This is a genomic window from Acidimicrobiales bacterium, assembly GCA_035533595.1.
Lineage (GTDB): Bacteria > Actinomycetota > Acidimicrobiia > Acidimicrobiales > Bog-793 > DATLTN01.
Genome location: DATLTN010000031.1, coordinates 1 through 22,204 on the forward strand (window position 1 = coordinate 1; position 22,204 = coordinate 22,204).

21 protein-coding genes are annotated in these 22,204 nt (G+C 72.1%); 9 read left to right on the forward strand and 12 right to left on the reverse strand.

Features of this window, described 5'->3' with window-relative positions; translation table 11 throughout:
* Positions 1-1,221, forward strand: a 1,221-nt coding sequence (locus tag VNF07_05930; GenBank protein ID HVB05767.1) for a cupin domain-containing protein, incomplete at its 5' end; no start/stop codon positions are given.
* A gap of 125 nt (positions 1,222-1,346) precedes the next feature.
* Entirely contained in the window at positions 1,347-2,060 is a 714-nt protein-coding gene (locus tag VNF07_05935) for a class I SAM-dependent methyltransferase (protein HVB05768.1), read from the forward strand.
* Between the two features lie 72 nt (positions 2,061-2,132).
* Here the strand turns inward: VNF07_05935 and VNF07_05940 are convergent, their stop codons facing one another.
* Positions 2,133-3,203: a cupin domain-containing protein gene (locus VNF07_05940; protein ID HVB05769.1), complete on the reverse strand. Its 1,071-nt coding sequence runs from the start codon at positions 3,201-3,203 to the stop codon at positions 2,133-2,135.
* A 351-nt stretch (positions 3,204-3,554) separates the two neighbouring features.
* Entirely contained in the window at positions 3,555-4,805 is a 1,251-nt protein-coding gene (locus VNF07_05945) for an MFS transporter (protein HVB05770.1), read from the reverse strand.
* A gap of 87 nt (positions 4,806-4,892) precedes the next feature.
* On the opposite strand from VNF07_05945, the gene VNF07_05950 reads away from it, so the two are divergent.
* A complete protein-coding gene (locus VNF07_05950; protein ID HVB05771.1) occupies positions 4,893-5,660 on the forward strand; it encodes a class II aldolase/adducin family protein in 768 nt (255 codons plus the stop codon).
* Between the two features lie 62 nt (positions 5,661-5,722).
* Here the strand turns inward: VNF07_05950 and VNF07_05955 are convergent, their stop codons facing one another.
* Positions 5,723-6,727, reverse strand: coding sequence for an amidohydrolase family protein (locus tag VNF07_05955; GenBank protein ID HVB05772.1), 1,005 nt, complete (start codon positions 6,725-6,727; stop codon positions 5,723-5,725).
* Between the two features lie 103 nt (positions 6,728-6,830).
* Here VNF07_05955 and VNF07_05960 point away from each other — a divergent pair, with 103 nt between their 5' ends.
* Both VNF07_05960 and VNF07_05965 read left to right on the forward strand, forming a co-directional pair.
* Positions 6,831-8,264 carry an amidase gene (locus tag VNF07_05960; protein HVB05773.1) on the forward strand — a complete coding sequence of 478 codons (1,434 nt, stop codon included), beginning with the start codon at positions 6,831-6,833 and terminating at the stop codon, positions 8,262-8,264.
* A 2-nt stretch (positions 8,265-8,266) separates the two neighbouring features.
* Positions 8,267-8,803 (forward strand): YbaK/EbsC family protein, encoded by a 537-nt coding sequence (locus VNF07_05965; GenBank protein ID HVB05774.1) that lies wholly within the window; start codon positions 8,267-8,269, stop codon positions 8,801-8,803.
* A 29-nt stretch (positions 8,804-8,832) separates the two neighbouring features.
* Here the strand turns inward: VNF07_05965 and VNF07_05970 are convergent, their stop codons facing one another.
* From VNF07_05970 to VNF07_05980, 3 genes are all read right to left on the reverse strand, one after another.
* On the reverse strand, positions 8,833-9,090 hold the full coding sequence (locus VNF07_05970; GenBank protein ID HVB05775.1) for a hypothetical protein: 258 nt from the start codon (positions 9,088-9,090) through the stop codon (positions 8,833-8,835).
* 684 nt (positions 9,091-9,774) lie between these two features.
* A complete protein-coding gene (locus VNF07_05975; protein ID HVB05776.1) occupies positions 9,775-10,020 on the reverse strand; it encodes a chromate transporter in 246 nt (81 codons plus the stop codon).
* Between the two features lie 74 nt (positions 10,021-10,094).
* A complete protein-coding gene (locus VNF07_05980) occupies positions 10,095-10,544 on the reverse strand; it encodes a universal stress protein (protein HVB05777.1) in 450 nt (149 codons plus the stop codon).
* A 105-nt stretch (positions 10,545-10,649) separates the two neighbouring features.
* Here VNF07_05980 and VNF07_05985 point away from each other — a divergent pair, with 105 nt between their 5' ends.
* Together VNF07_05985 and VNF07_05990 are read left to right on the forward strand one after the other, a co-directional pair.
* Positions 10,650-11,660: a zinc-dependent alcohol dehydrogenase family protein gene (locus tag VNF07_05985; protein HVB05778.1), complete on the forward strand. Its 1,011-nt coding sequence runs from the start codon at positions 10,650-10,652 to the stop codon at positions 11,658-11,660.
* A gap of 29 nt (positions 11,661-11,689) precedes the next feature.
* Positions 11,690-12,016 carry a hypothetical protein gene (locus tag VNF07_05990; protein HVB05779.1) on the forward strand — a complete coding sequence of 109 codons (327 nt, stop codon included), beginning with the start codon at positions 11,690-11,692 and terminating at the stop codon, positions 12,014-12,016.
* 1 nt (position 12,017) lies between these two features.
* Here VNF07_05990 and VNF07_05995 read toward each other — a convergent pair whose 3' ends face one another.
* The 6 genes from VNF07_05995 to VNF07_06020 all read right to left on the reverse strand — a co-directional run bounded on the left by VNF07_05995 (position 12,018) and on the right by VNF07_06020 (position 19,370).
* The gene (locus VNF07_05995) at positions 12,018-12,446 is read right to left on the reverse strand and encodes a hypothetical protein (GenBank protein ID HVB05780.1); all 429 of its coding nucleotides are present in this window, start codon (positions 12,444-12,446) and stop codon (positions 12,018-12,020) included.
* A 7-nt stretch (positions 12,447-12,453) separates the two neighbouring features.
* The gene (locus tag VNF07_06000; protein HVB05781.1) at positions 12,454-12,969 is read right to left on the reverse strand and encodes a TlpA disulfide reductase family protein; all 516 of its coding nucleotides are present in this window, start codon (positions 12,967-12,969) and stop codon (positions 12,454-12,456) included.
* A 67-nt stretch (positions 12,970-13,036) separates the two neighbouring features.
* Positions 13,037-14,893 carry a transketolase gene (locus VNF07_06005; GenBank protein ID HVB05782.1) on the reverse strand — a complete coding sequence of 619 codons (1,857 nt, stop codon included), beginning with the start codon at positions 14,891-14,893 and terminating at the stop codon, positions 13,037-13,039.
* 157 nt (positions 14,894-15,050) lie between these two features.
* Complete coding sequence (locus tag VNF07_06010; GenBank protein HVB05783.1) at positions 15,051-15,710, reverse strand: TetR/AcrR family transcriptional regulator; 660 nt, start codon at positions 15,708-15,710, stop codon at positions 15,051-15,053.
* A gap of 139 nt (positions 15,711-15,849) precedes the next feature.
* Positions 15,850-18,417, reverse strand: a complete 2,568-nt coding sequence (locus VNF07_06015) for a hypothetical protein (GenBank protein ID HVB05784.1) — start codon at positions 18,415-18,417, stop codon at positions 15,850-15,852.
* A gap of 257 nt (positions 18,418-18,674) precedes the next feature.
* Positions 18,675-19,370 carry a DedA family protein gene (locus VNF07_06020; GenBank protein ID HVB05785.1) on the reverse strand — a complete coding sequence of 232 codons (696 nt, stop codon included), beginning with the start codon at positions 19,368-19,370 and terminating at the stop codon, positions 18,675-18,677.
* A 123-nt stretch (positions 19,371-19,493) separates the two neighbouring features.
* On the opposite strand from VNF07_06020, the gene VNF07_06025 reads away from it, so the two are divergent.
* Together VNF07_06025 and VNF07_06030 are read left to right on the forward strand one after the other, a co-directional pair.
* The gene (locus tag VNF07_06025) at positions 19,494-20,126 is read left to right on the forward strand and encodes a peroxiredoxin (protein HVB05786.1); all 633 of its coding nucleotides are present in this window, start codon (positions 19,494-19,496) and stop codon (positions 20,124-20,126) included.
* Positions 20,127-20,238: 112 nt separating this feature from the next.
* The gene (locus VNF07_06030) at positions 20,239-21,675 is read left to right on the forward strand and encodes a glycosyltransferase 87 family protein (GenBank protein ID HVB05787.1); all 1,437 of its coding nucleotides are present in this window, start codon (positions 20,239-20,241) and stop codon (positions 21,673-21,675) included.
* The last annotated feature ends 529 nt before the right edge of the window (positions 21,676-22,204 follow it).

Below are 22,204 nucleotides of genomic sequence, written 5' to 3' on the forward strand. Positions count from 1 at the left end.
ATGGCCGAACTGGACACCGAGCTCTTCGAGGAGCCCACCGAGGAGAGCAACCGGGCGGGACTCCGCACCTGGGAGAAGGTGAAGTCGCCGTACCTCGAGTTCATCGAGTCCGAGGGGATCCCGATCTTCAAGGGGATCGGCGTGCACAACGTCCGCGAGCTCGAGATGGGCGACTGGGCACGCACCGGCGTGAAGGGCCACTACCTCTACCTGGACGGCAATGACGGCATCAAGGGGATGTTCGTCATGGAGATCCCGGGCGGCGGCCAGACCAACCCCGAGCGCCACCTGTACCACAAGTTCTACCTGGTGATGGAGGGTCGTGGGACGACCGAGACGTGGGTCGAGGGGCCGCACGGCAGCGGCAAGAAGACGATCACCGAGTGGCAGCCGGGCTCGCTCATGTACTTCCCGCCGAACGTCAGCCACAAGCTGGTGAACGCGACCAACGAGCGGGTGCTGATCATCGCGACGACGAACGCGCCACCGATCTGGAACATCCACCGCGACGCCGAGTTCATCTTCAACAACGACTACATCTTCCGGGCGCACTACCGGGAGGACTCGGACTTCTACAAGTACGACGAGAAGGTCTACAAGGTGCCGGTGAACGAGCGGGCCCAGACCCGCACCTCGTTCTACCCGGACATCATCAACTGCGAGCTGCCCCTCGACAACCAGCGCCTCCCCGGCTACCGCCGGATCCAGCCGGGCTGGCCGGGCTTCGAGTACGACCACGGCGGCTTCATCAGCCAGTACCCGCCGGGGCGCTACTCGCGGGGCCACTGGCACGCCGCAGGCGCGGTCCTCGTCTGCCTGCGCGGCGCCGGCTACACCTTCAACTGGCACCGTGACCTCGGCCCGACTCCCTGGAAGGACGGCCACGGCGACGAGGTGCGGGTCATCGACTACGTGCAGGGCGGCCTCGTCGCCGCTGCACCCGGTGGCGGCAACTGGTTCCACCAGCACTTCAACGTGAGCCGCGAGCACTTCCGGGTGATCAATTACTGGGGCGGCCCGACCAACATCCGTGGCTCGATGGGTCGCGACGACGGTGAAGAGGGCGAGTCCGTCACGAGCGGCAACCTCAACATCACCGAAGGCGGGAGCTCGATCGGCTACTCGATGGAGGACCCCTACGTGCGCGAGCTCTACGAGTCCAAGCTCTCCGAGGTCGGCCTCAAGTCCGAGATGCCCGAGGAGCTCTACAAGACCGACTGACCGGACGTCACGTACGCATCACCAGGCGGCCCCGACCATCCGGTCGGGGCCGCTCGCTTGGGGAGGGAGAGCGGCCGTAACGGGCCGGCGGATCGGCGCCTGCGGGCGCCGGAAGGGGGAGACGGATGACCCAGGAAGTGGCAGGACCCTCGCAGTCGACGGGGTGGGACGAGGGCGCGGCCCGCTCGTGGGTGGACAACGCGCTGCGGGTGGAGGACGTCGTCTTCCCCTGGAACCTCGCCGCGAATCTCACGCGTGCGGCGCGCCCGGAGGTGAAGCTCGTCCTCGACGCCGCGTCGGGGCCTGGAGGCTTCCTCGCCGCCGTGCTCGACGCCTTCCCCGAGTCGCGGGGCGTCTGGTTCGATGTCTCCTCGACGATGCAGTCCGAGGCGCACCAGAACCTCGAGCGCTTCGGCGACCGCGTCGAGTACGTGATCGGTGACCTCGTCGAGGTCGGCGCCACCGGCCCCGCGTCGAGCTTCGACCTCATCACCTCGTCGCGCGCTACGCACCACCTCGCGGTACCTGACCTCACCCGCTTCTACCAGCAGTGCGCGGGCCTCCTCGCGCCGAACGGCTGGCTGGCGAACGTCGACTCGATGAGCGAGCCGGGGCCGTGGCGGACGCGCCTGCGAGAGGTCCGGCGCCAGTACCGCGAGGCGGCGAACACCCCCGACCTGCCGACCCACCCGCAGATCAACGTCGCGCCGACCATGTCGGAGCACATCGCGGCGCTGCGCGGGAGCGGCTTCACCGAGATCGAGCTCGTCTGGAGGGTCTTCGTCACCGGGCTGCTGATGGCCCGCAAGGTCGACCCGGAGGAGTTCATCCGCAAGTAGGCACCCGGGAACGAAAACGAACAAGCCCTCGGCAGGAGCCGAGGGCTTGTTCGTTTTTCGGGGCCGTTCGGATCAGGCTCTCGCCCGAGCCCCCTCCTTCACCTCGGCGCCCTCGTACTCCGGCGCTGCCTCGAAGACGTGCACCTGGTCGTAGCCGAGGTGCTTGAAGATGCGGTTCTGGCCCGAGAACATGAGCAGCGGCGCACCGTCGTTCGCGAAGTGCTGGGTCACGGTGTTCTGCGGGACGTAGAGCGAGTCGCCCTTCTTGAACTCGTGACGGGTTGGCTCCTTCGCGATGCGCGCGTGGTACTTCTCGTCGATGTCCGCCTCGACCTGCCAGTGGAGGGAGTAGCCGGAGCCCTCGACGATGTGCAGGATCTCGTCGGACATCTTCCAGATCTTCCCCGAGCGCGAGCCTGCGGGAATCTCCCACTCGAAGGCGTCCACGGAGAACATCCGGACGTCGGTGCGCTGTGGCGAACTGAAGGTCTTCACCCGCCCGAGGGGCGTCAGCTCCCAGGGCGTTGCGTCGCCGGGGACGACCTTGATGCGCTCCTTCACGCCCGACGTCCAGATCTTGGACCAGTCCTCGCGCTCGCCGAATCGGCTGGCCTCGTCCTCTTTCATCGGGTTGTAGCTCTTCCCCTGCTGGATGAGGCCCATGAACATCCACATCGGCTTGGCCTTGATGATCATCACCGTGGCCGGCTCGTCGTAGGGGTTGAAGTGGCGGTGCACACAGTCCGAATGGACCATGTAGAAGTCGCCCTTCTTCCAGTCGTAGCGCTCACCGTCGTGGATCTCGTAGCCCTTGCCGTCAAGGACGTAGAAGCCGGCCTCGTTCTGGTGGCCGTGGCCGCGGTTCGAGGACTCCGGCGGGAAGTCGTGGAAGTAGTTCTGCAGGGTCTGGGTGAGGAAGGGGTCGTCGCCGGGCTCGATGTGGTCCCAGGAGGTGATCCCCCGCTCGGCGTTGCTGTTCCCACCGATGAGGGAGCGCCCCTCCTGCCAGACTGCGACGTTGCCGTGGTCCTCGCCCTTCGCGTCGCGTACACGCGGTGCGGCGAGCTGCTTGGCCCGCCAGTCCTTCAGGCTGTAGTCCTCGGCGGTCACGCCCCGGACGAACACGCGTCCCTCTTCTGCCACGGTGGCCTCCTCTTCTCGGCGCTTCGAGCTCCGCTCGCACCGGTCGATCGAAGGTGCGAGAGCCCTGCACAGCGATCGTAGCTGTCCAGCGCGCATTCGTTTAGGTCTCAATTGGTTCGGGTGGCGAATAACGTGCCGGCTCTACCGTCGCGCTGCCGGCCTTCTGCCTCGTGTACGCGATGGCCTCGATGCACCGCACCTTCCGGTCGCTCTCGGCGGCCGCTCTTCGGGGTCCTCACCGCGGCCGCGACGTGGGGGATGGTCTACGCGATGTTCTCCGCCATCCGCATCCTCAACCGGCCGATCATCAAGCTCTACTGAGCGCCTCGCCGCCGGCGGGCTCGCCCAGGGCTAGCCCTCGGTCACCTCGACGAGGCCGGGCGTGCGGTACGCGGCGAAGCGCGGCATGAACCTCGCGATGAGGGCGATCCCGAGCACGCAGCCGACGCCGCCAGAGACGACCGAGAACTGCGCGGTCGTGAGCGCCGCCACCACCCCCGCCTCGGTGTTGCCGAGACGGGGGCCGGACTGCACGACCGCCGTCTGGATCGAGGAGAGGCGGCCGCGCAGGCGGTCGGGCACTTCGACCTGGATGATCGTGTTGCGGAAGGTCGCTGAGATCATGTCCGCCCACCCAGCCACCGCGAGCAGGACAATACCGACGGCGAGCGAGGTGGTGAGGCCGAAGCCGACGAGCGCAAGCCCCCAGACGGCGATTGCGATCAGCACCGCGAGGCCCTGTCGGCGGATCGTCGCCGACCAGCCGCTGAGCAGTGAGCCGAGCGCCGCCCCCGCGCCCGGCGCCGCCATCAGCAGACCGTAGGCCCGCACGCCGGCGTGGAAGTGGTGGAAGGCCATGTACGGGAAGAGCGAGACCGGGAGCCCGAGGACGTTGGCGTTCAGGTCGGCGAGGAAGCAGGCCTGGATCACCTGCCGGCCGCGTAGGTAGGAGAAGCCCTCGACGATCGAGGAGAAGCCGAAGCGCCTGCCGCCGCCCTCGGGGGGGAGAGGCGGCAGCCGGAGCACCGCCTGCAGGGCGAAGGCGGTGCTCGCGACGTCGATCCAGTAGACGACGGGGAGGTGCCGGTGGAGCGCGGCGATGAGGAGCCCTGCGGCCGCGGGGCCGACGACGAGCGAGCCCTGCTGGAGGACCTGGCGGAGCGCGTTCGCCGAGAGCACCGACTCCCGGTCGACGAGGGCGATCTGTACCGCGGCGCGCGTCGGCCCGTCGATTCCCGCCAGCCCCCAGCTCACCGCCGAGAGGACGAACAACAGCCACAGTGCGGGATGGCCCGTGCCGGCGTTCAGCGCGAGGCCCACCGTGCACAGCGACATCGCGAAGGCCGTACCGAGGAGCAGCACGCGGCGGTCGATCGCGTCGGCGAGCGAGCCGCCGAGGATCGGGGCGAAGATCGACGGGCCGAGCTGCGCGAGGCTGAGCAGGCCGACCGCGAGGTTGGAGTGGGTGATCGTGTACACCTGGTAGATCACCGTCGTGACGGTGATCTGCGCGCCGAGCTGGCGGAAGGCGTAACCGGTCCACAGGCGCCGGAAGTCCGGGAAACGCCGCAGCGGCGTGATGTCGACAAAGAGCCGCGGCACCGGGGGACCCTACCCGGGCGTCAAGGCGGCGGAGGGCTTGCCCGCTATCCTCGTTGGGGCCAGTCGCACCGACACGGGGAGGCCGCGATGCCACCGATTCCGCTCTACCGTCCCGAGCCGCCGGTCTTCGAGACCGTCGAGGAGGAGCGCCTCCACCGCAAGCAGCAGCTCGCAGCGGCCTTCCGCCTCTTCGCTCGCTTCGGCTTCTCCGAGGGGGTCGCCGGTCACATCACGGCCCGCGACCCCGAGCTGAGCGACCACTTCTGGGTGAACCCGTACGCGATGCACTTCGGACACATCCGCGTCAGCGACCTCCTCCTCGTGAACGAGAAGGGCGACGTGGTGGAGGGGAGTGAGCGGGTGAACGCCGCCGCCTTCGCCATCCACTCCCAGGTCCACCAGGCGCGCCCGGACGTCGTCGCCGCGGCGCACGCGCACTCGCTGAACGGGAAGGCATGGTCGACCCTCGGCCGTCTCCTCGACCCGATCACCCAGGATTCCTGCGCGTTCTACGGCGACCATGGCCTTTTCGACGACTACACCGGCGTCGTCCTCGACCCAGACGAGGGCAAGCGCCTCGCGCACGCCCTCGGGGAGCAGAAGGCGGTCATCCTCCAGAACCACGGCCTGCTCACCGTCGGCCACTCTGTCGACGAGGCGGCGTGGTGGTTCATCACGATGGAGCGCTCGTGCCAGGCCCAGCTCCTCGCGGAGGCCGCCGGCAAGCCGATCCTCATCGACCACGAGGTCGCCGCCCTCACCGCCTCCCAGGTCGGCTCGCACCTCGCGGGCTTCTTCAACTTCCAGCCGCTCTTCCAGCGCATCGTCCGTGAGGAGCCCGACCTCTTCGACTGACCCCTCGGCGACAGGACGCGAAGAGGGGCCCCGCGAGGCCCCTCTTCGGTCTCCGCCGACGGCTACAGACGGAAGAGCTTGGTGGTGTTGCCCTCGAAGATCGCGCTCCGCTCGCCCTCGGTGAGCCAGTCGATCTCCTCGATGAGCGGCCGGATGTCGTCGAACCAGCGGCCCGAGGCAGGGTCCTTCTGCGAGCCGGTCCCGGGCTTTTCCGAGCCGAAGAGGCAGTTGTCCACCCCGACCACCTTGAAGAGGAGCTCGAGGGAGTCCTTGGTGTACAGGCAGGTGTCGAAGTAGAGCTTGCGCAGGTTGTCGAGGAAGCTCTCGCCGTCGTGCATCGCCCGGAAGGAGAGGAAGCGCCCCACCTGGTAGGGGATCGCGCCGCCGCCGTGCGCGAAGACGAGCTTCAGCGTCGGAAAGTCCTTCATCACGTCCGAGTTGAGGAGGTGGATGATGCCGATCGTCTCCTCGGTGATGAAGTGCAGCGAGTACGACTCGCGCGCCGGCGGCCGGCACGAGGCGGAGTGGACGAGGGCGGGCACGTCGAGCTCACAAAGTGCCTCGTAGACGGGGTACCAGTAGCGGTCGCCCATCCCCGGAGGGGTCGCCGCCCCCTCCATCGGGTCGGGGTTGAGCAGCGCCCCCTTGAAGCCGAGCTCGTTCACGCAGCGCTTCAGCTCGCCGACCCACTGCTCGGGGGAGGTGGAGGCGGCCTGGTTGAGGCCGGCGACGGGGATGAAGACGTCGGGGAAGACCTGGCAGGTCTGGTGGATGATGTTGTTGGTCTCCTCGTTGAACCATTCGACGATGCGCGCCGGCTCCTCGGAGTGCATCAGCGTGTAGGGGCGCGAGGAGATCAGCTGGCGGTCGATCCCGCCCTGCGCGAGGTGCTCGATGTGCGAGAGGCCGCCGAAGTGGGGGAGGGGCGACTGGTGCGACTCGCGGATGCGGTCGTCGCTCACCTTCACCCCGCCGCGACCGTGTGCCCCGCGCGCCGCGAGCAGGCTCGCCTGGTAGGCGTAGAGCTCTGACGGCGGTGTCACGTGACCGTGGACGTCGATGATCATTTCGGGCCTCCTTCACGCCGCGGCCCCTCCGCGCAGCTGGTGGCGGGAGCTTGGCATCGCCCCATAGGGCGTGCAAGGGCCGCGATGTTGGTAGTTTGCGGCGATGGCGGGGTCAGACGAGGGGCTCTGCTTCGCGAGCGCCCGCGAGCTGGTGGCGATGATGGTGCGCCGCGAGCTCTCGGCCCGCGAGCTCCTCACGGCCCACCTCGCGCAGATCGAGCGGGTCAACACCGACGTGAACGCGATCGTCACGCTCGTCCCCGAGCGGGCGGCCGCCGCGGCCGCCGCCGCCGACGAACACCTCGCGTCCGGTGGCGCCCCCGGTCTGCTGCACGGCCTCCCGGTGGCCCACAAGGACACGCACCGCACCGCGGGGATCCGCACCACCTTCGGGTCGCCGATCCACGCCGACCTCGTCCCCGAGGAGGACGACCTCATCGTCGCCCGCCTCCGCGAGGCGGGGGTGGTGACGATCGGAAAGACCAACGTCCCGGAGTTCGCCGCCGGCTCGCATACCTTCAACCCGCTGTTCGGGGCGACCGCCAATCCCTATGACCTCTCCCGCTCGGCGGGGGGGAGCAGCGGCGGTGCCGCGGCGGCGCTCGCCACGGGGATGTGCCCGCTCGCCGACGGGAGCGACATGGGCGGTTCGCTCCGCAACCCGGCCTCGTTCTGCAACGTCGTCGGCATGCGGCCGAGCGTCGGGCGGGTGCCGGGTGTCCCGGCGGTGAACGCCTGGGCGAACCTCAGCGTCGAGGGGATGCTGGCGCGCAGCGCGGACGACCTCGCGCTCGCCCTCTCCGCGGTGGCGGGTGAGGACCCGCGCTCGCCGATCGCCCTCCCCGGTGACGGGAGCGCCCTCGGCGCCCCGCTCGGCCGGTCCGTCGGGCGGCTGCGCGTCGGATGGTCTCGTGACCTCGGCGGCGCGGTCCCCGTCGAGGCGGAACCGGCAGCGGCGGTCGCTGCGGCGGCCCTCCTCTTCGAGGGCATCGGCGCCGACATCGAGGAGGCCTGCCCCGACTTCTCCGGCGGCGACCTCGTTTTCAAGACGCTGCGCGCGCAGCACTTCGCCCTCGCTTACGGGGCGCTCCTCGACGCGCACCGGCCGCTCGTGAAGCAGACCCTCGCCGAGAACATCGAGGCCGGACGGGCGCTCACCGGCGAGCAGCTGCGGGACGCGGAGCAAGCCCGCACCGTGCTCTACCTGCGCTTCGCGGAGTACTTCTCCCACCACGACCTGCTGCTCCTCCCGGTGAGCCAGGTGCCACCCTTCCCGATCGGGGCGGAGTACCCCACCGAGATTTCCGGCGTCGCGCTCGGCGGCTACCTCGACTGGATGGCCTCCTGCTACCTCGTGAGCGTGACCGGCCTCCCCGCCTGCTCCGTGCCGGTGGCCTTCACCGAGGACGGGCTGCCGCTCGGGGTGCAGGTCGTCGGGCCGCCCCGCGATGACCGCCTCGTCCTCGAGGCGGCGCACCTGCTCGAGAGGGCGGCGGGCGTCTCGACCCGCCGTCCCGCACTCGCCGTCGGAGGCTGAGGGTGCTCGGGAGCCTCGAGAGCCAGCCAGCGGGGGAGCGCCCTGAGCTGCTCGCCCCGGTGGTCGCCGCCGCGCTCGCGGCGCTCGGCCTCGCCGAAGTCGTCGAGGTGGCCGCGATCGACCCCTCCGCCGCCGACACCGCGGCCTTCTGCGCCCGCTACGGCGTCGCCGAGAGCGCCTCGGCGAACTGCGTGGTCGTCGAGGGGCGGCGCGGCGCCGACTCTTGGCTCTGTGCCTGCGTCGTCCTTGCTACGACGCGTGTCGACGTGAACGGCCTCGTCCGCCGCCACCTCGAGGCGAAGAAGGCCTCCTTCGCTGCGATGGAGCGTGCCATCTCTGAGAGCGCGATGGCCTACGGCGGCATCACCCCCGTCGGCCTCCCCGCCGCCTGGCCGCTGCTCGTCGATCCAGCGGTCGTGGCCGCGGGCCCAGTCGTGGTCGGGAGCGGTCTCCGGGAGTCCAAGCTCGTCCTCGACGGAGCGCTGCTCGCGGCCCTCCCCGGCGCAGTCGTCCTCGAGGGACTGGGCCTGCCCCGCTGAGGGTGCGGGGGTCCGACCAGAGGTCGACCTCAGACGGAGATGCCCGCAAGAGCCAAGACGACGCCGACCGCCCCCGCCCCAAGCAAGCCGCCGACCACGCCCCGTCCGAGGCCAAGCAACCACACGAGCGCGCCGGCGAGCAGCGGAAGCTGCCAAAGGTGCGCGAAGGCGAGGCCGAGGGGGATGGCCGAACCCGCGATCGCCCCGATCACGGCGGGGCCGCTCCCGGTGAGAAAGCCCTGGACCCTGCGGCTGGCGCGGATCGCGTCGAACCGGCGAGCACCCACGACACGAAGGCGAACGAGGGGGCGAAGGCGAAAAGGCTGGCGAGGAGGCCGCCACCGAGGCCGTGCGCGGCATAACCGATGGCGGCGTGGTGAGCACCACCGGCCCCGGGGTGACCTGGCCGAGCGCCACCGCATTCAGGAACTGCCCGCCGCTCATCCAGTGGTACGTCATGACTGCGTCGTGCTGCATCAGCCGCACGATGACGAAGCCGCCGCCGTAGGACAGCGCGCCGACCTTGAAGGCGACCCAGGCAACCGCATCGAGCCCTCCGAACGCGACGGCGTGTGTCGCCGCTGCGCCGATCACCGCCCGCGGGGTGATCGGCGCCGGAGGGGCAGCGGTGCCGTCCGAGCGGAGGGCGACCTCACTGATCCGCACGCGGCGAGGACGAGGGCGAGGAACGGGCCGATGGTCGCCGCCGCGGCCGCTCCGAGGAGGGCGTAGGCCAACCAGCGGGTGCGCTCGCTCTCGGTGGCACCGATCCGCCGCCAGCTCGCCGGGATCAACCCGCGCGGCGCTGAGTGCCACCGCGGGTACCGCAGCTCCGGCGCCATCCGCCGCACCGAGGATCCAGTGCGGCGGATGGTGCGCGAGGAAGATCGCTGACAGCGCCAGGATGAGGATTAGCCCCGGCACGATGAAGCAAACCCCCCGACGAGGGCGCCCAGCGTCCTGCGCAGGCGTCAAGCGGAGAAGATCGCGAGCTGCGTTGAAGCGGGGCCGGGGAGGAGGTTTACCGTGGCGATCGCGTCCTCGAACTCGCTTGCGGCGACCCACTGTCGCTCCTCGACGCACAGCCGGCGCAGCAGGGCGATGTGCGTCGGAGGCCCGCCGAAGCCGATGCAGCCGGGACGGCCCCACTCACGGGCGACCGTCCACAGCGAGGCCTCTCCGCGTCCCACGGCGTCAGGGGGCTCGCCGCTCGCCATGGCGCAAGACTTTCTGGCCGGCTTGACAGACGCTGGCCCGCGGGCGGACACAGCCCCTGCCGGACGGCGCGGGCTCAGCTGCCGGGGCGTTCCTTGCTACGGGCGATGAGCACCGGGCAGGGCGAGTGGGTCGCGAGGTACATGCTCACCGACCCGAGGAGCATGCCCGCGAACTCGCCGTGGCCGCTGCTGCCGACGACGACCAGGTCGGCGCCCTCCGCGGCGTCGAGGAGCGACGGCGCAGGATGGCCCTCGACGACGGTCGTGTGCAGTTCGAGGCCGTGCTCGGCCCCCAGCACTTCGTCGATGGTGCGATGGAGGCGCTCTTCTGCCTCGCCTGCGAGGTCGAGGTCGACCGGGATCTCGGTGACCGCCGCCGCCGAGCTGCTCGCGAACAGCGGCGGCAGCTCCCAGGCCGTCACGACCTGCAGCAGGTCTCCAGTGAGGTGCGCCTGACGGGCTGCGAGCTCGAGCGCGCGCTTAGAGGGTTCTGAGCCGTCCACTCCCACCACGATCCGTCCCACGTCCCCTCCTCGGCCGAGGGGGCCTACTGGCCCGCCACGGATCTACCCCGAAGCGCGCCCCGGCACTCGCCGCGCCGCTCGGTCGCGTGCGGCCACACTGGGGCGATGCGCGCCTTTGCCGTCGAGCACCCCGGCCCCATCGCCTCCGGCCCGCTCGTCGAGGTCGAGCGCGGCGTCCCCGTGCCGGGCCGCGGTGAGATCCTCGTGCGCGTCTCGGTGTGCGGGGTCTGTCGCACCGATCTCCACCTCGCGGAAGGGGACCTCGCGCCCAGGCGCCCGCTCGTCGTCCCGGGCCACGAGATCGTCGGCGTCGTCGAGGAGCGGGGCCCCGATGCGCACCGCTTCGCGCGCGGCGACCGCGTCGGCGTCGCCTGGCTGCGCGGCGTCTGCGGCCGCTGTCCGTACTGCCTGCGCGGCGAGGAGAACCTCTGCGCCGCGCCGAGCTTCACCGGCTGGGACGAGGACGGCGGCTTCGCCGAGTACGCCCTCGTCCATCAGGACTTCGCCTACGTCCTCCCCGCCCGCTACTCCGACGCCGAGGCGGCGCCGCTTTTGTGCGCGGGGATCATCGGCTTCCGCGCCCTGCGGCGCGCCGGGGTGCACCCCGGCAGCCGCCTCGGCATCTACGGCTTCGGTGCCTCGGCGCACCTCTGCGCGCAGGTGGCGCTCTCGATCGGCGCGACCGTGCACGTCGTCACGCGCTCGCCGCAGGCCCAGGCGCTCGCCCGCTTCCTCGGGGCGCACTCGGCCGGCGACGGCCCGCCACCCGAGCCCCTCGACGAGGCGATCCTCTTCGCGCCGGTGGGGACCCTCGTGCCCGTCGCGCTGCAGGCCCTTGACCGCGGCGGCGTACTCGCCGTCGCCGGCATCCACCTCTCGGCGATCCCCGAGCTCGACTACGCGCGGGACCTGTTCTATGAGCGCGAGCTCGTGAGCGTCACCGCCAACACCCGCGCCGACGGCCAGGAGTTCCTGGAGGTGGCGGCGGACCTTCCCCTCGTCGTCGCGACCGCGAGCTACCCCTTCGCGGAGGCGCCGCGCGCCCTCGCCGACCTCGCGGAGGGCGCCGTCACCGGCGCCGCGGTGATCGACTGCACGAGCGGCCGGGGCACCTGACCGACACAGCGCTCTGGGAGACTGCCGGCATGGCATTCGGTCAGCAGTCCGGCCCACCCGCCCCGCCCCGCGTCGTCGCCGAGCTCCTGGAGCGCGTCCAGGAGGCGGGCTACGCGGACTTCCGCGAAGCCCGCCACCCGCTCGGCCTCAACCAGCGCCAGGCGGCCGGCCGCTTCACCCGCGACGAGGCGAGCGCCCTCCTCGAGCAGCTGCAGGCGCTGGAGGATGACGCGCCGCCGACGGCCGCCCCGCCGCCGCGGCGTGGCTCGGCCGCCCAGGAGCTCCTCGCCATGGTCTCGGACAAGCAGCTCGCCGCCGAGCTCGAGCGCCGCGGCTGGACGTTGATCGCGCCGTAGCTCAGGAGCGGGTGAGGCGGTAGCGGGTCCCGGCCCCCGCCACCTCCTCGGCGGAGAAGCCGGCCGCCCGCAGCGCCGAGACGCCGCGCGCCCCGGCGAGGCGCGCCCAGCAGGTGACGTCGCCGTAGCCGGCGTCGCCGAGGACACCGAGGGCCGCCGTGACGAGCTCGCCGGCCGACCCGGCGGCGTCGCCGACGACCAGCTCGTAGATCTCGGCACCCCCCTTGCCGTCGGCGTCGCGGCTCCCACCGGCCGAGAGGTAGGCGACGGGCGCCGCCTCCGCGCCCTCCAAGAGGAGGTGGAAGTGGTCCTCGCCCGGCGGCAGGGCGAGGTGCTCGGCGAGGTGGAGGCCGGGGCGCCGGCCCCCCAGGGCGGCGGCCGCGGCGAGCGCCTCGAGGGCCGGATGGTCGTCCGCGGTCGCGGCGCGCACCGACAGCTCAGCCGTGCCCTTCCAGACCGCGCAGGCGCGCCGAGAGGGCGGGCGCGTCCTCGGCACCGAGGACCTCGCCGACGACGCGCCCCGAGGCGTCGAGGAAGAAGGTCGCCGGCAGGGCGTCGACGCCGTAGGCGGTCGCCGCCTGCAGGCCGGCGCCGTCGACGAGGACCGGGTAGCGGACCCCGCCAGCGCGCAGCAGCTTCTCGGCGAGGGAGTGGTCCGAGTCGTTGGTGTCGATCCCGACGAAGGCGACCGCGCCCTTCGCCCGCGCCGAGACCGCGCCGAAGGCGTCGAGCTCCTTCGCGCAGGCGGTGCACCACGAGGCGAAGAAGTTCACCACCGCCGGGCGGTGGCCGACCTCCGCGGCGAGGGTCACGCTCGCGCCGCCGCCGAGGGGCGCGAGCCGCAGAGCGACCGGCGCGCGGTCACCCGCGGCGAGGACCGAGGAGGCGGAGGCGGTGCCGGACGCGGGGCTGTGCACGCGGGTCGCGGCGAAGACCGCCCCGAACACCAGCACCGAGAGCGCGGTCGAGCCGAGCGTGAGGGTGAGGCGCCGCCGCCGGCTCAGCCGGCGGGCGGGCCGGTCAGCTGCCGGGGCGGATGAGGTCGCGGGCGGCACGCGCGATGTGGAAGGCCGAGATCCCCGCGAAGTCGAGGAGCTCGCTCGGGGTCCCCGAGGCGGGGAGCTCGCGCACCGCGAGATGCGCGAAGTGCAGTGGCGTCGAGAAGGTGCCGAGCGCGGTGCGCACGGCCTCGCCGAGGCCCCCCTCGGGGTAGTGGTCCTCGGCGACGACGAGCCGCCCGCCGGTCGCAGTGACCGCCCGCGTGAGAGTCGCGGCGTCGATCGGCTTCAGGCTGTAGCAGTCGACGACGCGCGCCGAGATCCCCTCGGCGGCGAGCTGGTCGGCGGCCTCGAGGCACTCGTGGGTGGTGACGCCGGCGCCGATGAGGGTCACGGCGTCACCGTCACCGGAGCGCAGCTCCGCCGAGCCGCCGATGGTGAAGGTCGTCCCGCTCGGGTACTGCACCGGGTAGGCGCCGCGCGTCGTGCGCAGGTAGGCGATCCCGGGCGCGTCGGACATCAGCGCGGTGAGGGCGACCGCCGAGGTCGCGTCGCAGGGGTAGAGGACCGACGAGCCGTGGATCGCGCGCATGATCGCGAGGTCCTCGAGCGCCATCTGGCTCGGGCCGTCGGCGCCGATCTCGACCCCGGCGTGGCTGCCGACCAGGCGCACCCGCAACCCGGAGATGGCGAGCATGCGCACGAAGTCCGCGGCCCGTGAGAAGAAGGCGCCGAAGGTGGCGGCGTAGGGCACGTAGCCGCGCGCCGCCATCCCGCCCGCGGCGGCGACCATCAGCTGCTCGGCGATGAAGGACTGGAAGTAGCGCTCGGGGGCGACCTTCATGAACTCCTCGGCGTGGGTCGAGTTGCCGACCTCGGCGTCGAGGACGACGACCTCGGGGCGAGCCGCCAGCGCGGCGAGCGCGTCGCCGAAGGCCTTGCGCGTCGCGACCTTCTCGCCGAGCTCGTAGCGGGGAAGCGTGACCGCGGCCTTAGGGTCGGGGGTGATCGCCGGCGTGCCCGGCGAAGGCTCGGGGCCGGTGATCACGAGCTCGGAGACACCGCCGAGCTCGGCGATCGCCTTCTCGGCGAGGTCGGGCGGGAGGGCGACGCCGTGCCAGCCCTCCTTGTCCTCGATCTCCGCGACGCCCTTTCCCTTCTTGGTGCGGGCGACGATCACTGTCGGCTTGCCGCTCGTGCCGGCCTTGGTGAAGGCCTCGTCGATCTCGCCGAGGTCGTGGCCGTCGATGACGATCGCCTCGCAGCCGAAGGCGCGCACCCGCTCGGCGTAGCGCTCGGTGTCCCACTCGAGCTCGGTGGGGCCGCGCTGGCCGAGGCGGTTGACGTCGAACATCACGACGAGGTTGTCGAGGTCGTAGTAGGAGGCCTTGTCGAGGGCCTCCCAGACCGAGCCCTCGGCCGTCTCGGAGTCCCCGCACAGGACGTAGACGCGGTAGTCGAGTTCGTCGAGGTGCTTGGCCGCCGAGGCGATGCCGACCGCCGCGGCGATGCCGAGGCCGAGCGAGCCGGTGGCGAGGTCGACCCAGGGGAGCTGCGGCGTGGGGTGGCCCTGCAGGCGGCTCCCGAAGCGGCGGTAGGTGGTGAGGAGCTCCTCCTCGCTCACCACGCCGACGGCGCGGTACAGGGAGTAGAGCAGCGGGGATGCATGGCCCTTGGAGAAGACGAGGTGGTCGTTGGTCGGGCGCTCGGGGTGCTGCCAGTCGTAGCGGAAGTGGCGGGCGGCGAGCACCGCGATGAGGTCGGCGGCCGACAGCGACGAGGTCGGGTGGCCCGAGCCCGCCGAGGTGCTAGAGCGGATCGAGTCGACCCTCAGCTGGCGGGCGAGATCGGCGACTTCGGCGAGCTCGTGGTTCGGCATCGGCTCCTCGCTCCTGTTCGGGTGGACGCGGCCGAGCCTACCGGCGCGCGCCGCGCTGATCGCAGTCGTCCCGAGCGGTCGCCGGCACGCTGTGCACGGGCCGCGGCAAAGCCCGGTCGGGGCCCCGCTCCTCGGCGCGGCGCCGGGCGGTGCCGCGTCAGTGACTGTGCTGGGCGCTGCCCGCGGGGGTGAGCAGGTCGTGCAGGGTGAGGCTGAGGACGCGCTCAGCGGCGGCGGGCGGGCGCCCGAGGCCGGAGCGCACGAAGTGCCAGTGCGGCCACGAGGTCGCCGCGTCGATCGCGTCGAGCACCAGCTTGCGCTCGCCGTTCAGCGCGCTCAGCTCCGCGGAGAAGGCCTGCTCGAGGAAGTGCCGGCGCACGAGGCGGCTGCGGCGCAGCCCCTCGGCCATCTCCTCGGAGGCGTGCTCGTCGAACAGCGTCGCCCGCCGGATCGGGGTGATCGCCTCGAAGAGGCGCCGCAGCGAGCGGGTGACCATGCCGATGCGAGCCTCGAGGGGTTCGTCGCCGTCGATCGCCACGAGCATCTCGTAGTGGCGGTTCAGCTGCAGGTCGAGTGCGGTGCGGCGCAGCGCCTCGACGTCTTCGAAGTGGTGGTAGACGGTGCGCAGCGCGACACCGGCGCGCCCCGCGACCTTCTGGGCGGTGGGGCGGAGCTCGCCCTCCTCGACGAGTACGAGCAGGGCGTCGAGGACCCGCAGGCGGGTGCGCTCGCCGCGGGCGCGCCGTCCGTCGGTCGACTCGACGCTGGCGTTCGAGGCGCCGCGGCCGCGGTTCAGGCGGGGCAGTGTTGTAGTCATGGCTCCATTGTGGAGCGGCTCGGGCGTCCGCTGTTGGCGCGTTCCGGAATGGGTCCCTGCGGGCTCGTGTGCCTTCTCGCCCCGCTTGGCCGTTCGCTCCAGACGGCTCCGTGGGCGCGAGGGCAACACGTCACTGTAGTTATCCCTTTCTCCGCCGGAGTAACCATCCGCACATCGCGAGCAGCGTGACAAGACCGCAGATCGTGACGATCAGTCCGAGGAGCAGGCTCGCCGGGGCGTAGCGCCAGGTGACGACCCAGCGTCCCTTGGGGATCGGCACGGCCTGCACGAGGCCGAGACGCTGCACGGCGATGACCCGCGTCGGGCCGCCGGCGAGGGGGCGCAGGCGGGCCGTCCAGCCGCCGGAGTAGTTCTCCGAGCGGACGAGCAGCGCGGCGCGCGGCGCGTCGACCGTCGTGCGCTGGGTCGCCCCGAGCGCGGCGTCCTGCACCGTGACCTCGCCGGGCGTCGCGAGCGCAGGGTCGGCGGCTGTCGAGCGCTGCGGCTCCAGCCAGGCGAGGCCGTGCGTCTCGGTGTTCTGCCACACCGAGAAGGGCCCGAGCTGGCCGCCGTAGCGCCAGCGCGGCGCCGCGAGGCTGCCCTGCAGGGCCCCGTCGAGGAGCAGGCGCTCGGACGGGGCGGCGGTGACCGCGACGGTCGCGCCGATCTCAGCGGCGGGGCCCGTGTCGCTCACGACGAGCTCGACGGCACTCACCCCGCCGAGGTTGACGCGCACCGTCCCGTCGCGCTCGACCGCCGCGGTGCGGCGCGTCACCGCCCCGCTCGGGCCGACCGCCGCCACGGTGAGCGCCGCCGGGCGCACCTTGGCGGGGAGCAGGGTCACCGAGGCGCGCCGCAGCACCGTCGGAGAGGCGAAGACGAAGGTGGCCGGTGCCCCCGCTCCGACCGACCAGGGGCCGGCGAAGTAGGCGGGGGCCGCCGGCGCGCCGGCGGCGTTCGTGGCGACCCCCGGAGCGACGCTCAACGGGATCGGCGAGCCGATGGGGAGCGTGATCGAGAACGAGAGCGGCAGGGCGACGAGCGAGCGCAGGTCGAGGGTGTCGGCCTCGGAGCTGGAGAGCAGCGAGCGGCTCACGTTCTCGAAGAAGTGCGTCGCGGTCACCTGCTGGTAGGCGCCGCTCACGAGCGAGCCGTAGCCCTCGACCGAGGCCACGTCGTGGAGGATGTTGAGGTCGGTCACCCCGAGCTCGTTGACGGCCACCGGCCCCTCGGCGGGGATGGCAAAGCTCGGGTTGTAGAGGGCGAAGCGGCCCGTCGGACCGGTATAGCGGGCGAGCCCCTGCGAGAGGGGCGTGTGCGCGGCGAGGCTCGACTCGGGGACCGCCGGGTAGGAGGCGTTCAGCCCGTAGAGGAGGGCATCGGCGAAGACCGCCGCGCCGACGATGAGGCGCGCCGCGCGCGTCCCGCGCCGTGCCGCGACGAGCAGCGCTCCTGCGCTCAGCACGGCGAAGATGATCGTGGCGACGAAGTAGGGCCGCATCCCGTGCAGGGTGGCGAGGAGGCGCGGGAGCCGGAAGTGCGCGGCGAGGCGGCCCGGGTCGGCGATCGCGAGGGCCGCCAGCCCGATGCTCCCGAGCGCGGGGAGCAGCACCACGACGCGGCGGCGGCCGAGAAGGAGGCGCCGCACCTCGCTGTCGGGGGTGCCGAGGTCCTCGACGAGGTAGGCGGCGAGCACCGCGAGCGCGAGGTCGAAGAGCACAGCGCTGCGGTTCTGCAGCCGCTCGCCACCGAAGAGCGGCAGGTGCACCGTGAGGTGACCGAGGGGGATCGTGGTGCCGAGGGCGAGGAGCACGCCGAGGGCGCCGATCAGGTACCACAGGCCGAGGTGGCGGCCGTCCGCGGCGTGCGGCAGGCCGAGCACGCGTGCCCGCAGCGAGGCGGCGAGCGGGAAGAGATAGAGGAGCGCCGCGGCGAGCGCGACGAGGCCGCTCCCGATGCTCAGCTCCGGGAGGTTGTAGTTGCCGGCATAGACCGGCAGGGCGAGGTTGCCGTTGCCCCCGAGGAAGAAGGGGACGAGCAGCTGGGTCGCGAGGCGGAAGGCGTCGACCGAACCGGTCCCGAAGAAGGAGTAGGCCGCCGAGCTGCGCTGCGAGTTGGAGAGGAAGGTCAGCCCGGGCAGCCACTGGATCGCCCCGAGGAGGCCGCCGAGCAGTGCCCCGAGGGCCATCGGCACGAGGGCGCGCAGCAGCGCGCCGAGCGGGCGCCAGGAGAGGACGAGCGCGTAGGGGATCGCCACGATCGCGGTGCTGGTGAGGGCGCGCGGGTCGCCGGCGAGGATCGTCCCCGCGAGCGCGCAGCCGAGGAGCGCGACGAAGCCGACGCGGGCGCGCGGCGACGGCTGACCGGCGAGGCAGTTGATCGCGAGCAGCACAAAGGGCAGGAGCGCCGTGCCCGTCTCGAGGCCGAGGTGGACCACCTGGCCGCTCATGAAGCCGGTGTAGGTGAACAGCAGCGCACCGAGCACCGCGGCGAGCGGCCCGACGCCGTGGCGGCGGAGGAGGAGGTGGGTGCCCACCCCGCACAGGGCGAGGGGGGCGACGAAGTTCGCCGTCCAGGCGAGGCCGAGGGGAAGGAAGGAGAAAAGGAGCGTGCCCGGGAACAGCGCCCCGGCGTTCCACCCGGCGAGCAGCGGTGTCCCGCTCCAGATGAGGGGGTCCCAGGCCGGGAGGCGGCCACTCCGGATCATCGCCCCCGCCAGCTCGCGCAGCGGCAGGTTCTGGACGAGGTCGTCGCCGGGGAGGATCAGGTAGCCGGCGGCGACGTAGGGGAGGTAGATCGCGAGCGGGAGCGCGACGAGGACCGAGAGGGCGAGGCGGTCGCCGCGACCGATGCGCGCGAGCAGCCGCGAGCGACGACGGCGGGGGCTCGCCCGGAGGCTCGCCCGGTCGTCCTCTCCCTCGTCGCCATCCTCGGTGCTCGGCGCGCTCAGGCGCCGCTGCTCGCTCAGCCCGCCCGTCCCGACGTGCCGTCCACCGCGCCGGTGGGGGCGCCCTCGACCTCGGCCCGGCGCGCCGCGGCGGCGAGCGCGCGGCGGTGGCGCCGCACGTGGTGAACCACGAGGGCGGTGCCCAGCAGCACCAGCGCGATCAACACGTACACGAAGTAGTGGCCGATGCCGTTGTAGATCGCCGTCACATGGCTCCCGGCGACGTCGCCGACGGTCGCCCAGAGGGCGACCCAGAGCACGGCGCCGATCGCGTTGAAGGTCAGAAAGACGGGCCACGGCATCTCCGAGAGGCCGGCGACGATGCCGTTGGCTTGGCGGAGGCCCTCGATGAAGCGGGCGATGGCGACGATCTTCGGGCCCTGCCGCTCGAAGAAGGCGGTCGCCTTGTCGAGGCGTTCGGCGGTGATGAACAGGTAGCGGCCGTAGCGCTCGATGAGCGGCCGACCCCCGAAGCGGCCGATCGCGTAGCCGACGTTGTCGCCGAGGACGGCGGCGGACACCGCGACGAGCCCCACGACCACGATGTTCAGCTGCCCCGCGCCTGCGTAGATCGCCGCGGCGATGAGGATCGTCTCGCCCGGGACCGGGATGCCGAAGTCCTCGAGCATCACGAACCCGCCGACGGCGAGATAGCCGTGGTGATTGAGCGTGGGCGCGAGGCTCTTGAGGAAGCCTGGCAAGGGGGGGTTCATCGCGCCCGACGCTACACACCGCGTCGCGGCGGACCGGGGAGCGAATTCTTGACCTCTCCGGTCGACTATCGGCGCCCCCGGCGGTAAGCTCGGCGGCGCATTCCACATCAGAGGAGAAACCCCATGGCACTGCAGCTTGGAGACGACGCGCCCGATTTCACGGCGGAGACGACTGAGGGCGAGATCCACCTCTACGACTACCTCGGCGACGGCTGGGGTGTCCTGTTCTCGCACCCCGCGGACTTCACCCCCGTGTGCACCACCGAGCTCGGCGAGGTCGCCCGACTGAAGCCCGAGTTCGAGAAGCGCAACGCCAAGGTCCTCGGCCTCTCGGTCGACCCGGTGGACTCCCACAAGAACTGGGCGGGCGACATCAAGGACGTCTCGGGCCACGCGCTCAACTACCCGTTGATCGCGGACCCCGAGCGCAAGGTCGCCGACGCCTACGGGATGATCCACCCGAACGCCCTGACCACGATGACCGTCCGCTCGGTCTTCATCATCGGCCCGGACAAGAAGATCAAGCTCACGATCACCTACCCGGCGGCGACCGGCCGGAACTTCGAGGAGATCCTGCGGGTCCTCGACTCGCTGCAGCTGACCGCCAAGCACCAGGTCGCCACGCCGGTGAACTGGCAGCACGGTGACGACGTGATCATCACCGCAGCCGTCTCCGACGAGGACGCGGCGAAGCGCTTCCCCGGCTACACGACGGTGAAGCCCTACCTCCGCACCACGGCCCAGCCGAAGGACTGACCGGGCCGCGCCGACGAGCGAGCAGGGCCCCCGCGACCTCAACACGAGGGTCGCGGGGCCGCTTCGGGTCTCGGCACCATCGACGGGGGCGCCGAAACTACGCTCCCAGGCGATGGCGAGCGTGTCGGCCTCCGTGGGGCCGACCGCACCGGTGGCGTTGCGCGACCGCCTCGAGGGGGCGTGGCGTCTCCTCAGTTCGCTCCCCCTCCTCGTGCAAGACGCCGTCCTGTACGCCGGCTCCTGCGGCTTCGCCCTGCTGAACGCCGGCCTCGCGGAGTCCCCCGACTACCGGGACTGGGGCCAGATGGCGGCGGTCGCCTACGGGGCGGCGACGATCGTCTGCCTGGTGGGGGCGCGGCGCACCGGCCGCCGCCGCCCACCGGCCACGGCCGCCGTGACGCGCCTGCGGCGCGGCGTGCTGTTCGTCCTCGTCCTCGGCGTCGTGGTCGTCCCGCTCGGCGCCGAGCTCGCCTGGCGCGCCGAGGCGACGCCGGGCGCGCACGCTCAGCCCGAGGTGGCGGTGATCGAACGGGCCGGGGACCGGGCAGCCGCGGCGCGCAGCCCGTACCTCACCTCGCCCTCCTCGGTCGGCGACTCGCCGCAGAGCGACCACCACGACGTGGACTCCACCGCCTTCTTCCCCTATCTGCCGGGGATGGTCCTCTTCGGCCTGCCGAGCGCCTACGTCGCGAGCGCCGCCTTGGGCGACGCCCGTCTCGCGCTCGTGCTGTTCACCCTCGGCGTCGCCGGCGGGGCCCTCCTCCTCGGCCCCGGCGCGCTGCGATGGCGGTCACGGGTGGTGCAGGTCCTCGTCGTGCTGCCCTTCGGGGCCCTCCCGATGGTGACCGGTGGCGACGACCTGCCGGTCCTAGCGCTCTGTCTGCTCGGCCTCGTCCTCGCCGCCCGCCGACGTCCCGTCGCCGCCGGCCTCGTCCTCGGCGTCGCCGGGACCCTCAAGTTCACCGCCTGGCCGATCCTCCTGCTCCTCGTGTTCGCGGTGCGTGACGGGGAGGGGCGCCGGGCGATCGGGCGCTACACCCTGGCCGCAGCGGTCGTGGCGCTGCCGGTGATCCTGCTCGGCGTGCTCACGAGCCCCGAGGGCTTCCTCGTGAACGTCGTCCGCTTCCCCCTCGGCCTCGCGAGCGTGCGGTCGCCCGCCGCGAGCCCCCTCCTCGGCCAGGTGCTGACGACGATCTTCCCCTCGCACCGTCGCCTCATCACCGGGCTCCTCGCAGCGGTGGGCGCCCTCCTCGTGCTCGCGCTGCTCTACCGTCGCCCGCCGCGGTCAGTGGCCGGGGTCGCCGGGGTGACCGCCTTCGCGCTGCTGCTCGCGACCCTGCTCGCCCCGGCCACCCGCTTCGGCTACCTCATCTACCCGGCGAACCTCGCCGCCTGGGCGGTGGCGCTCTCGGTCGGAGCGGCTCAGTCGGGGTCGTTCTGCTCGAAGAGCGTGAGGGCGAGCGTCGTCTCGCCGGCCGAGAGGTCGCCGTTCAGCGCCGGGGTGAGCGAGGGCCCCGCCGGGGTGAGCACGACCGCCACCTCCCAGTAGTAGCCGTCGGTCGAGGGACGGGTGCCGAACAGCTCGGTGTGTTTGCCGTCCGCGGTTGTGTCGGGGCCGGAGACCGACCAGCCTCCCGCCTTCAGCTCCGTGCGGTAGAAGGTGACGGTCTTCGCGCGGCTGGCGGCGACGTCGAGGGTGACGGTGCCGTCGTAGAGCTCGAGGCCGGCATCACTGCGCTCGTGGCCCTTCACCGTCGCGCCGGCGGGCACGACGAGCGCCTTCAGCACGTCGGCGGGAGGGTCGCCCCCCGAGGAGATCTGCCGGAACAGCGGTGTCGATGCGGCGGGGGAGAGGCCCGTCCCGCCCACGGCGCCGCCGCTCGGCGCCGTCGTCTTCGGCGGCTTGCCACCGACCGCGGCGAACACGAAGCCGAAGAGCGAGATCACGAGGACGATCGCGACCACGATGAGCGCCGGCCCCCGGCGGACTCGGCCGGGGCGCCAGGGCAGCTCGCCGCCGGCTGTCGGCGGCGCCGGATCGTCGAGGGAGGGAGCAGGGTCGGTGGTGGTCGCAGGCA

What these genes read in the sequence shown, in the direction of transcription:
- VNF07_06005 (HVB05782.1), bottom strand. Translation starts at nt 14,893, where the DNA reads ATGCCGAACCACGAGCTCGCCGAAGTCGCCGATCTCGCCCGCCAGCTG.
- VNF07_06020 (HVB05785.1), bottom strand. Translation starts at nt 19,370, where the DNA reads ATGAACCCCCCCTTGCCAGGCTTCCTCAAGAGCCTCGCGCCCACGCTC.
- VNF07_05975 (HVB05776.1), bottom strand. Translation starts at nt 10,020, where the DNA reads ATGGCGAGCGGCGAGCCCCCTGACGCCGTGGGACGCGGAGAGGCCTCG.
- VNF07_06030 (HVB05787.1), top strand. Translation starts at nt 20,239, where the DNA reads ATGGCGAGCGTGTCGGCCTCCGTGGGGCCGACCGCACCGGTGGCGTTG.
- VNF07_05990 (HVB05779.1), top strand. Translation starts at nt 11,690, where the DNA reads ATGGCATTCGGTCAGCAGTCCGGCCCACCCGCCCCGCCCCGCGTCGTC.
- VNF07_05960 (HVB05773.1), top strand. Translation starts at nt 6,831, where the DNA reads ATGGCGGGGTCAGACGAGGGGCTCTGCTTCGCGAGCGCCCGCGAGCTG.
- VNF07_06025 (HVB05786.1), top strand. Translation starts at nt 19,494, where the DNA reads ATGGCACTGCAGCTTGGAGACGACGCGCCCGATTTCACGGCGGAGACG.
- VNF07_05955 (HVB05772.1), bottom strand. Translation starts at nt 6,727, where the DNA reads ATGATCATCGACGTCCACGGTCACGTGACACCGCCGTCAGAGCTCTAC.
- VNF07_06010 (HVB05783.1), bottom strand. Translation starts at nt 15,710, where the DNA reads ATGACTACAACACTGCCCCGCCTGAACCGCGGCCGCGGCGCCTCGAAC.
- VNF07_05985 (HVB05778.1), top strand. Translation starts at nt 10,650, where the DNA reads ATGCGCGCCTTTGCCGTCGAGCACCCCGGCCCCATCGCCTCCGGCCCG.
- VNF07_06015 (HVB05784.1), bottom strand. Translation starts at nt 18,417, where the DNA reads ATGATCCGGAGTGGCCGCCTCCCGGCCTGGGACCCCCTCATCTGGAGC.
- VNF07_05935 (HVB05768.1), top strand. Translation starts at nt 1,347, where the DNA reads ATGACCCAGGAAGTGGCAGGACCCTCGCAGTCGACGGGGTGGGACGAG.
- VNF07_05950 (HVB05771.1), top strand. Translation starts at nt 4,893, where the DNA reads ATGCCACCGATTCCGCTCTACCGTCCCGAGCCGCCGGTCTTCGAGACC.